The sequence below is a fragment of the Cytobacillus sp. FSL K6-0265 genome, from assembly GCF_038003465.1.
Classification (GTDB): Bacteria; Bacillota; Bacilli; order Bacillales; family Cytobacillaceae; genus Cytobacillus; species Cytobacillus stercorigallinarum.
On sequence record NZ_JBBOPE010000001.1, the window covers coordinates 1,490,895 to 1,507,117 of the forward strand.

The 16,223-nt window shown below is 36.8% G+C and carries 12 protein-coding genes; 9 read left to right on the forward strand and 3 right to left on the reverse strand.

Annotated elements, in window-relative coordinates; translation table 11 throughout:
• Positions 1 to 57: 57 nt before the first annotated feature.
• Complete coding sequence (locus MHH73_RS07730) at positions 58 to 609, reverse strand: helix-turn-helix domain-containing protein (protein ID WP_191814791.1); 552 nt, start codon at positions 607 to 609, stop codon at positions 58 to 60.
• 121 nt (positions 610 to 730) lie between these two features.
• Between MHH73_RS07730 and MHH73_RS07735 the strand changes: the two genes are divergently transcribed.
• The 3 genes from MHH73_RS07735 to MHH73_RS07745 all read left to right on the forward strand — a co-directional run bounded on the left by MHH73_RS07735 (position 731) and on the right by MHH73_RS07745 (position 3,130).
• Positions 731 to 1,456 carry an AzlC family ABC transporter permease gene (locus tag MHH73_RS07735; RefSeq protein ID WP_191814794.1) on the forward strand — a complete coding sequence of 242 codons (726 nt, stop codon included), beginning with the start codon at positions 731 to 733 and terminating at the stop codon, positions 1,454 to 1,456.
• Complete coding sequence (locus MHH73_RS07740; RefSeq protein ID WP_191814796.1) at positions 1,446 to 1,754, forward strand: AzlD domain-containing protein; 309 nt, start codon at positions 1,446 to 1,448, stop codon at positions 1,752 to 1,754. Before MHH73_RS07735 ends, MHH73_RS07740 begins: the two co-directional genes overlap by 11 nt.
• A gap of 101 nt (positions 1,755 to 1,855) precedes the next feature.
• On the forward strand, positions 1,856 to 3,130 hold the full coding sequence (locus tag MHH73_RS07745; RefSeq protein WP_341065960.1) for a M48 family metallopeptidase: 1,275 nt from the start codon (positions 1,856 to 1,858) through the stop codon (positions 3,128 to 3,130).
• Positions 3,131 to 3,276: 146 nt separating this feature from the next.
• Here MHH73_RS07745 and MHH73_RS07750 read toward each other — a convergent pair whose 3' ends face one another.
• Positions 3,277 to 3,513, reverse strand: coding sequence for an IDEAL domain-containing protein (locus tag MHH73_RS07750; RefSeq protein ID WP_191814800.1), 237 nt, complete (start codon positions 3,511 to 3,513; stop codon positions 3,277 to 3,279).
• A gap of 225 nt (positions 3,514 to 3,738) precedes the next feature.
• Here MHH73_RS07750 and MHH73_RS07755 point away from each other — a divergent pair, with 225 nt between their 5' ends.
• A complete protein-coding gene (locus MHH73_RS07755) occupies positions 3,739 to 4,299 on the forward strand; it encodes a competence protein ComK (RefSeq protein ID WP_191814802.1) in 561 nt (186 codons plus the stop codon).
• A gap of 7 nt (positions 4,300 to 4,306) precedes the next feature.
• Here the strand turns inward: MHH73_RS07755 and MHH73_RS07760 are convergent, their stop codons facing one another.
• Positions 4,307 to 4,684, reverse strand: a complete 378-nt coding sequence (locus tag MHH73_RS07760; protein ID WP_191814803.1) for a hypothetical protein — start codon at positions 4,682 to 4,684, stop codon at positions 4,307 to 4,309.
• Positions 4,685 to 4,896: 212 nt separating this feature from the next.
• On the opposite strand from MHH73_RS07760, the gene MHH73_RS07765 reads away from it, so the two are divergent.
• The 5 genes from MHH73_RS07765 (at position 4,897) to addA (ending at position 16,208) form a co-directional block, all read left to right on the forward strand.
• Positions 4,897 to 6,870, forward strand: coding sequence for a S9 family peptidase (locus tag MHH73_RS07765; protein WP_341065963.1), 1,974 nt, complete (start codon positions 4,897 to 4,899; stop codon positions 6,868 to 6,870).
• A 287-nt stretch (positions 6,871 to 7,157) separates the two neighbouring features.
• Positions 7,158 to 8,102, forward strand: coding sequence for an LCP family protein (locus MHH73_RS07770; RefSeq protein WP_191814807.1), 945 nt, complete (start codon positions 7,158 to 7,160; stop codon positions 8,100 to 8,102).
• 45 nt (positions 8,103 to 8,147) lie between these two features.
• A complete protein-coding gene (locus MHH73_RS07775; RefSeq protein WP_341065967.1) occupies positions 8,148 to 8,759 on the forward strand; it encodes a TVP38/TMEM64 family protein in 612 nt (203 codons plus the stop codon).
• A gap of 224 nt (positions 8,760 to 8,983) precedes the next feature.
• Positions 8,984 to 12,478 carry a helicase-exonuclease AddAB subunit AddB gene (gene addB, locus MHH73_RS07780; protein ID WP_341065969.1) on the forward strand — a complete coding sequence of 1,165 codons (3,495 nt, stop codon included), beginning with the start codon at positions 8,984 to 8,986 and terminating at the stop codon, positions 12,476 to 12,478.
• Complete coding sequence (gene addA / locus MHH73_RS07785; protein WP_341065971.1) at positions 12,471 to 16,208, forward strand: helicase-exonuclease AddAB subunit AddA; 3,738 nt, start codon at positions 12,471 to 12,473, stop codon at positions 16,206 to 16,208. The genes addB and addA overlap by 8 nt, the downstream gene beginning before the upstream one ends.
• Positions 16,209 to 16,223 lie beyond the last annotated feature (15 nt).

Sequence of the window (16,223 nt, forward strand, 5' to 3'; positions counted from 1 at the left end):
AATCATTAGCTATGAAACGATTCTACAAAAAAAGAAACAGGATTGCAACCCTAAAAATTAAGGGTAATACAAAACTGTTTGATAAATAATCATATCTTCGCCAATATTGCGATATGTATGAGCCTTGTTGGCGGAGAAGCGGATGGAATTACCAGGTTGAATGGTGTATTGTTGGTCATTAATTTCAAGTTGCAGTGTACCAGTAATCACCGTTACATACTCTTCCACCCCTTCATTATGTTTTTCTGATAGATGTTCATAACCTGTCTCGATCTCGACAGTGAAAATTTCAAACTTTTTTCGTGGGTCAAATGGGAAGACCGGGTATACGCGATATTTCCCACTATACTCCATAATGGGACTGATATCATGGCGATTGACCACATGAATAGGAGACTGCTGTTCCTGAATTAAAGATGAGAAGGAAACTTGTAATCCTGTGGCAATTTTCCATAGTGTTGTGACTGTCGGGTTGGATTCTCCTCGTTCTATTTGCCCGAGCATGGCTTTACTTACATGAGTTAAGTTTGCAGTAGTATCTAGACTTAAACCTCTTGCTTTACGTAGATTTTTTAAGTTAACGCCGATATTTTTTTGAATATTATCCATAATTCCTCCAAAAACAATTGTTTAATATAACGTACGAATGTATAATATATTGTACAACTAACTAATCAGATTATTTATTCAATATTATACTATTTTTTGGGATGAAGGGTAGGGAGAAATATTGGCGGAGCTATTGTTACAATCAAGAGAAGTACCATTTCGAAAAGGGCTGCAGGCTGGTGTAAGTATTGCGATTGGTTATGCACCCGTTGCACTTACTTTTGGCTTATTAGCAAAGACGACAGGGTTAACTTTTATAGAGACTGTCCTTATGAGTATGGTGGTTTTTGCAGGTGCATCACAATATATGGCACTTAGCTTAATTAGTTTAGGAACGAGTATTTTCGAAATTATTTTTACAACTTTTATTGTTAATATTCGCCATTTTCTGATGAGTACAGCGCTTAATGAAAAAGCAGAAGATGACAGCTTAATAAAAAAGGCACTTTATTCATTCGGCATTACAGATGAATCTTTTTCGGTTATCGCCACAAAAGACGGCGTTCAAAAAACTGGCTTTATCTTAGGTGTGAATATCATTGGTTATATGAGCTGGGTTACCTTTACCGCTCTTGGCTTCGTCGTTGGTGCAAGCTTGCCACACGTGTTACAAGAAAGTATGGCAGTTGCGCTTTATGCGATGTTTATTGGTCTACTTGTTCCTTCGATGAAAGGGAGTCTTAAAGTTGTTTATCTTGCTGCTGTTGCTGCCGCTTTAAACACTATCTTTACCTTTACAGGTGCACTCTCAACAGGCTGGTCAATTGTTATAGCAACTTTAATGTCTTCCGTTCTTATTGAGGTTATAGAAGGAATAAAGAGGGGGAATAGACAAAATGAGCAATGAAGTACTTTGGTTAATTATTGGCATGGGTCTAGTTACATATCTTCCAAGGGTTGCGCCATTTTTACTTTTTAAAGGAAAAGAGCTGCCTGTCTTTGTGCAATCAGTTTTAAAAAATGTTCCTTATGCGACACTTGGTGCCCTTATTTTCCCTGGGATTTTGCTTATTGGAGAAAGCATCTGGTACGGCTTACTTGGTGCGGCAATTGCGTTTATCGTTGCTTATATTGGCGCGAATGTAGTCTTTGTTGTCCTTAGTGCGATTATTGTTTTGTCAGGTTATTCCTTATTCATCAGTTAGTTCTTTCTTTCCTCCTTTTTGCAGTTCTAAATATGGAAAAGTATACTAAACTAAGTATGAAGGGTTGTACTTTTTCCATTGAGATTAAAGGAGGGAACAAATTGACAAGAAAAATTGGTCTTTATGGCATTCTTGGCTACTTTTTATATGGTTTATTCTTTTATTGGTATTTATTCCATTTTGCAAATACAGATTTACCGTTCGAATATCAAGGGACAGTTGCTGATCCTGCCACTTTTTTAAATGGTAGAGAACTTGTATTAACTGAGGAATATTCAAAAATACGTAATCTTTTATTTTTCTTGTCTACACCATTTGAATGGATATTTTATTTATCAATTCTTTTATTGGGGTTATCTGGAGCCTTTAAAAAATGGGCCGAGCAATCTTCTAAATACAAATTTGTGCAAACGTCGATTTATGTTGCTTGGTTATCACTATTCGCTTTTATCGCTACGACACCACTCAGCTATATTAGTTATCATTTTTCGAAGCAGTACAATATTTCTACGCAAAGCTTTGCTAGCTGGATGAAAGATGAACTTATTGATTTTTGGGTGAACTTTGGCATGATGGTGCTAATCGTTTATGTATTATATCTGCTTATTAATAAAAGCAGGAAGCGGTGGTGGCTATATGCTTGGATGTTAACCGTTCCCTTTTCTTTGTTTTTAATGTTCCTTCAACCAGTGGTCATTGATCCGTTATATAATGATTTTTATCCTTTAAAAAATAAGGAATTAGAGAGTAAAATATTGACGCTTGCTCATGAAGCAAACATCCCGGCTGACCATGTGTTTGAAGTCGATATGGCGGAGAAAACTAATGCTTTGAACGCTTATGTGACTGGTATTGGATCAAATTCCCGGATTGTTCTCTGGGACACAACTTTAAATAGATTAGATGATGACGGTATTTTATTTATTATGGCACATGAAATGGCGCACTATGTTGAGAAGCATATTTATATTGGCATAGGTGGATATTTATTATTATCCTTAGTTGGATTGTATTTAACTTATCGCATAATGGAGTGGGCGGTAACGAAGTATGGAGATGCTTTGAAGATTCCAGCAGTAAATGATATCCGTTCCTTACCATTATTTCTGATGATTATTTCCATGCTTCTGTTCATTTCAAGTCCATTGTCCAATTTGGTTTCACGTTATCAAGAAACAAGAGCGGACCATTATGCGGTTGAATTAACAAAAGATCCAGAAGCGGGGATTGAAACTTTTCAAGAGCTTACCCGAGCTGGCCTTAGTCAAGTGAATCCACCATTGCTTGTGAAGGTATTTCGCTATGGGCATCCGACAATGCTGGATCGAATCATTGACTTAGAAGAATATCAAATAAAACATCGCGATGATGAATAGATAAAAATGGGGTACCCTATGCACACAACTTGTTGCAATTTGCGACGCGTTGTGTGCATATTTATTTGCTTTTAATCGCTTACCTTGACTCTTAGTATAATTTTTTTTAATAAAAAAATCCTCCATTGGTCGTGGAGGATGATAAGTTATGAGCCATATTCTTTTTGCAGTTGAATATATTCATTTGATAGTGTAATGAACATTTTTTTATTTTTGCAGTCTAATGCTTCATCTAATTTTGCTTTTATGGTTTGCAATTTCCTGGTTAGGATAGCGTCGCTAATGACCATGTCGACATATAAGTCTAAAACAAATGCTTCTTTCATTCTTTTGCGTTTCATGGCGCTTGCTTTCATTAATTCGGCGTATGATTTTTCTTTCATAAAAATCACCCCAATGGCTTTTTATTAGTATATGTAAAGAATTGTATTTATTCAACTTATTTTTTGAATTTTTAAAATATATGTAAACGTCATTTGTTTTATTTTCAAATAAATTGTCATTTTAATAGGAAAAAAGACTGGTTATCATCATCTCTTTCTGGTAAAATAGAGCTAATTTTATAAATATTTAGTTTATTTTCCGAAAAAAGAAGGGGTGTACTGTTTATGGCCGACAAGGAAACAATGATTGAAGAGTATGAAATTAATACAGAAACAATGATGATTATGCCAATTGAATATGGTAGTAAGATTTATTCGTATATTTATGAAATCGAAGGTGAAGCGGTTTCGCCTTTTAAACCGCTTGAAATTATTAAGAAAAGTTGTCGTTTCTTTGGTGCTAGCTACGAAGGGAGAAAAGAGGGGACAAGACAACTGACGGGTATTACACATAAAGCACCTATTACGATTGATCCCACTAACCTGATTTATTTTTTCCCCACAGCTTCTGCAACAAACCCCAATTGTATTTGGATATCTAATGAGCATGTACTCCATTATGGTCCGCATGAGGGAGGACAAACAGAAGTGATTTTTAGAAATAGGCAAACGCATATTATCCCTGTTTCACATAACATATTTCAAAATCAGATTTTAAGAACCATTCTGTTAAAAGATACGTTATCGAGCAGAATTGAAGAAACGGAACGGAAATCGCTTTATTTTCTAAAAAGGAAAAAAGCAGAGAAGGTTTCAGAAAATATTCACTTCCTTCGCAGATTATGAATGGATATTATTTGCTAATTTGCGATGAAGTATAACGTTTGAATAAATAAAACTCCAGTAATTCATGGACTTTATTTCGTATACGAGGGTTAAAATAATTATGCTGCTCTTCATATCCTTTATAAAGAAACATGAACATTGTAAATGCTTCATCGCGCTTAATTTCTTGCACACTCAATTTTTCTTTATTCATATAGTGCTTCACGCTTTTTAATTCCTTCTGGATTACCCTCATAGTTTCATCAACTAAATTCACATAAGGTTGCTTTAACTTAAACGGACTGGCATCAATCACTTTTAAATCCCTATTAAGTATCGTAAGCACCATTGGCAAATAAATTGCTTGTTCCATAATATTCCGGTCTCGCTCAGGAATTCTTGTCATCGTAAACCTTCTCCTTTTTTAAATATAGAACGTTTGTTCTTATTATATTCTACTCTCATTAAAATATTCATGCAACAGTATCCATTAATTGTTATTTCGTTTTTAACTTGAAAGAGAGGTGCCAATTGCGCACAATAGAAGTGGATAAATAAAGGGGAATATGACTTACGTCACGAATAAAAGTGAGAAGAACCTATAGAGGAGTGAAGAGGATGAATGCAAAGAAACGAATCAAGCCGGAGGATCAATATCAACTAAAGTCGGTAACTGATCCACAATTAAGTAAGAATGGCTATGATTGTGTTTATATAGAAACGACCATGTGTGAAGAAGAAAATACATATCGCTCTCATTTGTTTTACATTAATACAAATCAACTTGAAGAACCGCAACAGTTAACATACGGAAAAGGGAGAAATTTGACACCAAGATGGTCACCAGATGGGTCACAAATCGCATTTGTTTCTAATCGTAATAATGAGGTAAATCAAATATTTATATTATCAATGTACGGAGGCGAAGCAAAACAACTAACAAATGAACCGAATGGGGCGACCAATCCTATATGGTCACCGGATGGTAAAAAAATTGCCTTTCAATCAACTGTCAAGCAAGCGAACCTTACAGAAAAAGACACGGATAAACCACAGCCGGTTGAAGTAGAAAGGATGAAATATAAGTCAGACAGCAAAGGGTTATGGTCTTTTGATTATCAACATATTGGAGTGATTGATATTGCTTCAGGAGAGCGTGAATGGCTTACAACAGGGGAGCAGGATTATTATCTTCAATGCTGGTCTCCAGACAATCGATCAATTGCATTATTAGCCGATTTGGCAACAGATAAAGATCATTCATTCAAAAATGATGTATACATATTAGATGTTGAAAGTAAGCAGATGGAGAATATGACAAAAGGTGTGGCTAGCTTCTCTCATGTTTCATGGTCACCTGATGGCAAATGGTTAGGGTTAATCGGGTCGAAGTTGACCTATAAGAATGCTTCTTTGTCCAGGATATGGACATTAGATGTATCCACGCGGGAATTGACTTGTTTAACAGAAGAATGGGATGTTCAAGTCGGTGATTATGTTGTTGCTGATTTCCATCAGTCGGCAAATACTTCACAGATTTTATGGGCTGAGGATAGCTTGAGCTTTTATTTTCTAGCATCTGACCATGGCAATACAGTACTGTATTTTGGCACAGTTGAGGGAGCGATGTATCCGGCATTATTAGAAGAAAGGCATCATATCTATGGTGTTTCTACAGGGGGAACGATAGATAAGGCGGTAGTAGCGATTAGTACACCTACTAATCCGGGAGATTTATATTTGTTGAGCGTGACTAGTGGAGAAAAAACAAGGCTGACAAATATTAATCAAGCTTTCTTTGAGGAGACGGCTGTTGCTGATGCAGAGGTCCTTCAATATCATTCTATAGATGGATGGGAATTACAAGGTTGGTTAATAAAGCCGATCAATCATGAGACAAGCGAGAAATATCCTCTCATTGTAGAGATTCATGGGGGCCCACATGCGATGTATGCCAATACATATGTCCATGAGTTTCAAGTGTTGGCCGCAGAGGGATATGCGGTGTTATATACAAATCCACGAGGCAGTCATGGCTATGGACAAGCTTTTGTAGATGCTGTAAGAGGAGATTATGGCGGTAAAGATTATGAAGATATCATGACTGCTGTCGATTACGTTCTCGAATATGATGAGAAAATTGACCATGAGAGGTTAGGGGTAACAGGCGGTAGCTACGGTGGCTTTATGACAAATTGGATTGTCGGCCATACAAACCGTTTTAAGGCAGCTGTTACTCAGCGCTCCATATCTAACTGGATTAGCTTTTATGGTGTAAGTGATATCGGTTATTATTTCACTGACTGGCAAATAAAGGGGCAGTTAAATGATATCAACAAATTATGGAAGCATTCACCATTAGCATTTGTAGAACAAGTAGAAACCCCACTATTAATTTTACATAGTGAAAATGATTTAAGATGTCCGATTGAACAGGCAGAGCAATTTTACATTGCATTAAAGCATCATAACAAACAAGCGAAGTTTATTCGTTTTCCACAAGCTAATCATGAACTCTCTAGAAGTGGTCACCCAAATTTAAGAATGAAGAGACTTCATTATATAAAAAATTGGTTTAATCAATATATATAAAGATAATTACCCCGGAAGTGTGATCACTTTCGGGGTATTTGGTAATATTTCATAAGTGAAACTTTTTTCATGCTATATCAGTCATATATAAAGGGACAGAAATATCTTTAAAAAGATGTAAAGATAATAAAGAAATGATTTAGAAAAAAGGCTGCAACGTGTATAATTCTAGTATATCTTTTAAAAGAGTTACTGTTCTGTTTATTCCAAAAGTAACAGTATCGGTATAATCTGATATAATTTACAAATAGAAAGAAAAGATAATAGGATGAAAGGATACATTTAAAATGAGATCTGAAAAACATCAAGGAAAGAAGAAAAGGAAATTTGGCAAAATAATAAGAAATTTATTTATCATATTTTTGCTTGTTGTTGTTGCAGTAGTAGGATATTCTTACTACCAATTTAAACAAGGTCTACAAACTTCTAAAGCAGATAATGATTCAAGTGTACCGGAGCAAGTGTACGAATTTAATGGCGAAAAAGATCAATACGGTGGAACGAATATATTACTCTTAGGTAGTGACTCAAGAGGAGAAGAAAATGCACGTGCAGATACAATTATGGTTGCACATTATCAACCGGATTCAGGCACTTATAAAATGATCTCTTTTATGCGCGATATGTATGTCGATATTCCAGGACATGGTCAAAATCGTATTAATGCTGCACTTGCTTATGGCGGACCAGAATTATTAAGGCAAACGATTAAAGAGAACTTTAATATCGACTCACAATATTATGCGATTCTGGATTTTGAGGGGTTTGAAAAGGTGATTGATGTGGCTTTTCCAAACGGTGTTGAAATCAATGTAGAGAAAGAGATGTCTCAAAAAATCGGGGTAACATTAAAGCCGGGGTTACAGAAATTGGATGGCGAGCATCTTTTAGGATATGTTAGATTCAGAAATGATGCAGTTGGTGATTTCGGACGTGTTGAAAGACAACAAAACGCGATTAAAGCAGTAGTGAATCAATTTACCAGTTTAAATACGATAGCTAAACTACCTAAACTAGTAGGAGTTGTTACACCTTACGTCAACACAAATATGAAAACAAGTGACATCTTATATATGGGTAAAGATGTATTAATGAATGGTAGTCCACAAGTAGAATCATTAAGAATTCCAGCAGACGGCACTTACCAAAATGTTAGAATTAGCGGAATGGCTGTTTTACAAGTTGATCTAGAAGCAAACAAACAAGAGTTACAGCAATTTTTAACTAACTAAAAAAGAAATATCTATGTTTTTTCGAGCGAGAGAAGGAGAGTATGGATGGATTTAGAGAGTATCAGACAGTGGCTTACACTAGAAAATATATTAGCTCTAATTGAAGAATATCGTTCATTTGGTCCTCTTCCAGGGATTTTACTACCTTTAATAGAGGCATTTTTACCTTTTCTCCCGCTTTTTTTATTCGTGATGGCTAATGCGAATGCGTTCGGATTATGGGGCGGATTTTTATATTCTTGGATTGGCTCAGTTGCAGGTGCTTTACTCGTTTTTTTCATCATTAGAAAATATGGTCAAGCGCGATTCTTAAGTGTAATTAAAAACCATGATAAAGTAAAAAAATTAATGGCATGGGTAGAAAAGCATGGTTTTGCCCCTTTATTCTTATTACTATGCTTCCCGTTTACACCATCGGCGATTGTAAACATTGTGGCTGGTTTATCGAGAATAAGTATTGCGCAATATGCATTGGCAGTCATAGCAGGAAAAATGGTGATGATTTTTACAGTGAGTTTTGTTGGGCATGATATTGCATCACTGATTACAAAGCCGACGAGAACGGCCATTGTTATCCTCATCATTTCTATTCTTTGGTATGTAGGCAAAAGAATAGAAATCAAACTAAATACAAGTGTAGAAAAAACGAAAAAATAGATAGGTTAGGAAGACCCAGCATATTTGCTGGGCTTTTTTTTTTGAATGAGAACAGAAAAATATTATAGCGCTAAAATGGATTTACGAGACAGCATCTATTAAGCATTAAGTAGAATTCCCTGTATTTACTTTAAACACAAAAAGAAGAAAAATGTGAGAGATGTGCTAAAATAGGAACAAAGATTCTATAGGTCGATTCACATTGAAAGTGAAGGTGAAAATACATGACAGTAAAGATGTTAATTGGTCGGTCTCAGACGGGAAAAACCGAGAAGATGATCGGTGAGATTAAGCAACTTATGCAAGACAATCCTGAAGGCTCACCAATTATTTATATTGTTCCAGAACAGATGACGTTTCAATCTGAATATAAATTAGCTAGTTCTAAAGGTTTGGGAGGAATGATTAGAACACAAGTTTTTTCTATCACGAGATTGGCATGGCGAGTACTGCAAGAGACCGGTGGAATTAGCCGTTATCATTTAAGCAGTATTGGTACAAACATGCTCATCCGCAAGATTATTGAGGAACAAAAGGATGAGCTGAAAATTTTTCAAAATGCAGCTGATAAAAATGGGTTTATACAACAGATGGAAAGAATGTTAACTGAGTTTAAACGCTATTGCGTGAACCCTACTGAAATAGAAATGCGAATAACGCAATTACAACACGATGACAATGAGAAGAAAGTGTTAGCAGAGAAACTGCATGATTTAGAATTGATTTATTCGAAGTTTGAAGCAGGTATAGTTGATAAATATCTAGATTCGGAAGACTATTTACAATTACTTGCTGAAAAAGCAAATGAATCGGCTTATTTGCAAGAGGCAACAGTTTATATTGACGGTTTTCATAGTTTTACACCACAGGAATACCGCGTGATTGAAGCACTTATCCGTCATTGTCCAAATATAACAATTGCCCTCACGCTAGATCAGCCGTTTGATCACGAAACACCAGATGCCCTCCATTTATTTAGGCAAACAGGTGAGACGTATCAAACAATTCGGGAGATAGCTAAGCAACAAAAACATCAAGTCGAATATGAGTTACTTTCTCAAGTTCCGCCAAACAGACATGAATCATTGAGACATTTAGAATTGAATTTTGAAGTGCGTCCAACTGTCCCATTTAGTGGAGAGGCACCGGTTGTGATTGCCCATGCAATGAATCGCAGAGCAGAAATTGAGGGGATTGCTCGGAAGATTCGTACCCTTGTTCGTGATGAAGGCTTAAGGTATAAGGATATAGCCATACTTATGAGAAACGGTCATGAATATCATGATTTAATTACAACCGTGTTTAATGATTATGAGATTCCTTTATTTATTGATAGAAAGAAGTCGATGTTACATCATCCTGTTGTTGAATTTATTCGCTCCAGTTTAGATGTGTTAATGAGTAATTGGCGATATGAACCTGTTTTCCGTACGATAAAAACTGAGATGCTTTTCCCACTTAACTACTCGTCGCCAATATTACGTGAGAAGATGGACCGTTTAGAAAATTACGTTTTATCTTATGGTATACAAGGTAGTAAATGGACAAAGAAAGAGCGTTGGACATATCGGAGAATTCGTGGTCTTGAGATGACAAACACAGGGCAAACAGATGCAGAAAGAGACATAGAAGAAGAAGTCAATCAATTAAGAGATATGGTAGCTGCACCACTATTGAGACTTTCAAGACGAATGAAAAAAGCGGAAACTGGCAGGGAATATGCAGAAGCCCTTTATTTATATTTAGAGGAAACAGATATCCCAGCCAAAATAGAAAAACTCCAAATAGAGACGGAAGAAAGAGGAGAGCTTGTCAGATCTAGAGAACATAACCAAGCATGGAATGCAGTGGTTGAGCTATTGGATGAATATGTAGAAATGCTTGGTAGTGAGCAGATGACGACAGAGCGCTTTGCGACAATCTTGGATGCAGGTATTGAAGCATTACAATTTAGTATTGTCCCACCTGCAATGGATCAAGTGATTGCTGCTGATATGGAAAGATCACGAGTGGCTGATATGAAAGCTGCCTTTATTATTGGGTTAAATGAAGGAGTTCTACCAGCGAAGTTTAAAGAAGAAGGGGTATTAGCAGATGATGATCGCGAGCAGTTATTGTCACTAGGAATGAAAGTAGCCCCTTCAACGAAAACGAGATTGTTAGATGAAGAGTTTTTGGCGTATAAGGCATTTGTTACACCGTCAGATTATTTATTTGTTAGCTATCCAATGGCAAACGAAGAAGGGAAGGCACTCATTCCCTCTCCATTTATAAAAAGAATACAAGATCAATTTGTACAAGTAAAAGAAGAGTATTTGATGTCAGATCCAGCAGAACTAAATGAAGAAGGACAAATAGACTATATTAGTCATATCAATACAGCATTAACGTTTTTAACATCACAATTACAATTACAGAAACGCAATTATGCCATTTATGACATGTGGTGGGATACGTATAATATTTATTTACAAAAACCGGGCTGGCAAGAGGTCACAAATAAGGTTTTAGCAAGTTTATATTATGAAAATAAGACAGAACCACTAGATGAAGAGATTAGTAAAGCATTATATGGTGAAACGATTCGTGCAAGTGTATCAAGAATGGAACTCTTTCATAGTTGTCCGTTCTCACATTATGCCCAATATGGTTTGCGTTTGAGAGAACGGCAAGTCTTTCGATTAGAGGCACCTGATATTGGTGAATTATTTCATGCCGCTCTGAAATATATAACCGAAACGGTTATGCATAAGAACTTGCAATGGTCAGATATGACAAGGGAACAATGCGAAATACTTGCAAAAGAAGCAGTTGAACTACTTGCACCTAAATTACAGCATGAAATCCTCCTTAGCTCGAATCGATACTTCTATATTAAGCGAAAACTGGAGCAAATCATTAGCCGTGCTTCCTTTATTATGGGAGAACACGCAAAAGCAAGTGGATTCACACCTGTCGGTTTAGAGATGAGCTTTGGACCTTCTGGCGATTGGCCTTCTTTATCTTTCCCATTGAAAAATGGAAGTCAGATGGAACTGGTTGGGCGCATTGACCGTGTTGATCAAGCGAAAGATGAAAAGGCAGGATCTTATTTACGCATTATTGATTATAAGTCAAGTGAGAAAGATGTGAATATTAACGAGGTATATTACGGATTATCGTTACAAATGTTAACCTATTTGGATATTGTCATTGCCCATTCAGAGGAACTCATCGGTATGAAAGCTGATCCAGCGGGTGTACTGTATTTTCATGTTCATAATCCAATGATTAACTCAGGTAAAATGCTTGGTCTAGACGAGATAGAAAAAGAAATCTTGAAAAAGTTCAAGATGAAGGGATTATTATTAGGAGAAGAAAATGTTGTCCGTTTAATGGACAAGTCTTTAACAACAGGCGATTCGCCTATTATTTCTGCTGGCTTTAATAAAGATGGTTCTCTATCAAAGCGATCCAAGGTTGCTGATAAAGCGGAATTTAATTATTTGCGACAATTCGTCAGAAATAAATATATTAAAACTGGTAACCAAATGACGGGTGGTCAAGTGGAGATTGCACCATATAAACTGAAAGAACGGACGCCTTGTACATTTTGTTCTTTTAAATCGATCTGTCAATTCGATGAGTCATTAGAAACGAATACATTTAGATTATTAGATGAAAAACCGAGAGATGAAGTGTTATCACGAATAAGAGAGGAGGCAGAACAGGATGTCTAAATCTATCATTCCAACAAAACCAGAGGGTCTTACTTGGACAGACGATCAATGGAAAGCAATCCATGCGACAAATCAAGATATTCTCGTAGCCGCAGCAGCAGGATCGGGGAAAACCGCTGTACTAGTTGAAAGAATTATTACAAAAATATTAAACACTGACAATCCGATGAATGTCGATGAACTCCTAGTTGTCACATTTACGAATGCTTCAGCAGCGGAAATGCGTCATAGAATTGGAGAAGCGCTAGAGAAGGCCATTCAAGCTGATCCACATTCCTATCATTTACGTAAACAATTAACTTTGCTCAATAAAGCATCCATCTCAACGTTGCATTCTTTCTGTTTAGAGGTAATAAAGAAATATTATTATTTAATCAATATAGACCCAGGATTTAGAATTGCAGATGAGACAGAAGCTCAATTATTAAGAGATGAAGTTTTAGATGATTTATTTGAAGATGCATATGGTAAAGAAGATAACGAAGCATTTTATCACTTAGTGGATACATTCACAAACGATCGCAGTGATGTGGCACTCCAAGATATGATTAGACAAATTTATGATTTTGCTCGAGCAAATCCGTCAATGGATGATTATTTGGACAAGATGATTGAAATGTACAATGTGACTCCTACTGCAAATATGGAAGATATTCCATTTGTCGGTTATCTCCTCTCGGATGTTCGCCTGCAATTACAAGGAGTGAGAAGTCTATTAGCCCACGGACTTGAGTTAACAAAGCAACCTGGGGGACCAGCGCCAAGAGCGGACAACTTTATCGCAGATATCCAACTAGTCGATATCTTAATTCAAGCGGCGGAGCATTCCTGGGAGACATTGTATGAGGCCATGCAGTCTTATAAATTTAAAACTTTAAAGGCTTGTAAAGGGGAAGAGTTTGAGCCAGAACTCATAGAAGAGTCGAAGAAAGTGCGAGATCAAGCGAAAGATGTCTTAAAGAAACTGAAAGAAGAGCTTTTCAGCCGGAAAGCCGAGTCTTTTTTAAGAGATATGTTAGAAATGAAGCCACATATTGCAGGATTAGCACAATTAGTAAGAGCATTTGCAGAGCGGTTTGCAGCAGTTAAAACAGAAAAAGGATTAGTAGACTTCGCTGATTTAGAGCATTATTGTTTGGATATTCTGGGCGTTGTTGATCAATCTGATCAATTCATGCCTACTGATGCTGCCCTTGCTTATAAAAAACAATTTAAAGAAGTGCTAGTCGATGAATACCAAGATACGAATATGGTACAAGAGGCAATTCTTCAACTAGTCACGAATGATAATGAGTTAGACGGAAACCTCTTTATGGTTGGAGATGTAAAACAATCGATTTATCGTTTCCGTTTAGCAGAACCGAACTTATTTTTAAACAAATATAATCGTTTCACGACTGACGGTGAAGCGACAGGCTTACGCATTGATTTGGCGAGAAATTTTCGCAGTAGAAAAGAAGTCCTACACGGAACGAATTTTATCTTTAAACAAATTATGGGAGAGAATGTAGGGGAGATTGTTTATGATGAAGCAGCTGAACTTGTTCCTGGAGCTGCTTATCCTGAAGAAGTGAAGCATCCGATTGAGTTAACGATGATTGATCTTGAAGATGAAGAAAATTCGGACCAACCTGATTCGTTCGAGGAAGAAGAGCTTGCGCAATCACAGTTAGAAGCAAGACTGATTGCGAAGAAAATTAAAGAATTAATGGCTAGCCATAAACAAGTGTACAATGCAAAGCTTAAGCAAGAGCAACCGATGAAGTATCGAGATGTTGTGATTTTATTGCGTTCAATGACATGGGCTCCACAAATGATAGAGGAATTAAAACAGCAAGGGATTCCTGTTTATGCTGATCTTTCACAAGGTTATTTTGATGCTACGGAAGTTTCCATTATGATGTCACTCTTAAAAGTGATAGATAATCCCTATCAAGATATTCCATTAGCCGCTGTATTGCGTTCACCAATTGTTGGTCTAACAGAGAATCAATTAGCGACCATTAGAGTTCCGCATCAAAATGGTGCTTTTTATGAAGCGGTTCAACAATTTTGTTCTGAAGTTCAAACAGGAGATAAAGTTGACATTGCTGACAAGCTAAAGGCGTTTCTATTACAGTTAGAAAATTGGCGGCAAAAAGCCAGACAAGGGGCTTTATCTGATTTGATTTGGCAATTATATCGAGAAACTCGATTTTACGATTTTGCAGGAGGCATGCCTGGTGGAAAGCAACGCCAAGCTAATTTGCGCGCCTTATATGATCGGGCAAAACAATATGAAGCTACATCATTTAGAGGATTGTTTAGATTTTTGCGCTTTATTGAAAGAATGAGAGAAAGAGGAGACGATTTAGGGGCTGCTCGTGCCTTAGGGGAACAGGAAGACGTCGTACGTATCATGACCATTCATAAAAGTAAAGGTTTAGAGTTTCCATTTGTCTTTATGCCAGGGCTAGCGCGTAATTTTAATACGATGGATTTGAAGAAGTCTTTCTTGCTAGATAAGGATTTGGGTTTAGCGTATAAATATGTGAATGCAACGAAGCGGATTTCTCTAACTTCATTACCACAGCTTGCCTTCAAACGTAAGAAAAAAATGGAGATGCTTGCTGAGGAAATGCGCGTGCTATATGTTGCTTTAACAAGAGCGAAGGAAAAGCTTTTCTTGATTGCTTCGCCGAAAAATATGGCTAAGAAGATGAAGGATTGGCAAAGGGTTTCTAGGAAGTCAGACTGGCTACTTGATGATTTTACACGTGCTCAAAGTACAAGCTATCTAGATTGGATTGCACCTGCTATTATCCGACATCAAGATAGCGCTACTTTAGATACTAGTTTGAACCCGGTAGTAGCAGAAATTCATAAGCATCCATCTAGTTGGGAAGTTCAAATTGTCGCAAAAGAAGAAGCAAAGACGAATATTGATGAAAATCAAATGGAATCCGACCATCTTTTAGAAAAAGTACAACAGGGAGAAAGGGTCGATAAAAAATCTCGTTATTATGAAACGATTAAGCATCGTCTAGAATGGTCATATGCTTATCAATCAGCAATGAAATCAAGATCGAAACAGTCAGTCTCTGAAATAAAAAGGCAAAAAGAAATCTTTTCTCAAGAGGAAAGTGGACAAGAATTAGTTAAAGGTTTTCAGAAGCCCATTTTAAATCGACCGTTATTCATGCAAGAAAAGTCCATCACACCTGCTGAAAGAGGAACGGCCTTGCATACAGTGATGCAACACTTAGATTTACATGATACAGCAAATGAACAGCATATAATGGAAAAAGTAGAACATTTAGTGAAAAAAGAGCTGTTAACAGCTGAACAAGCTACGGTTATTGACCCAGCTTTGATTGTTGCCTTCCTTGAAAGTGACCTAGCTGAACGTATGAGAAAAGCAACGACTTTGCAAAGAGAAGTGCCGTTTAACCTTGCTTTGCCAGCTAGTGAAGTTTACTCCCATTGGGACCAGGAAGAAGATACGGTATTAGTACAAGGGATTATTGACTGTTTGTTTGAGGATCATAAGGGCCTTGTGATTGTGGATTACAAATCAGATCGGATTACTGATCGTTATAGAGGCGGAATAGATGAAGCAGCGCCGATTTTAATTGACAGATACCGAGTTCAAATTGATCTATATACGAAAGCGGTCGAACAGATTACAAAAAGGAAAGTCGCAGAAAAGTACCTTTATTTCTTTGATGGCGGTTATTTCGTGCAAATATAAAAAGAGGGCTGATGC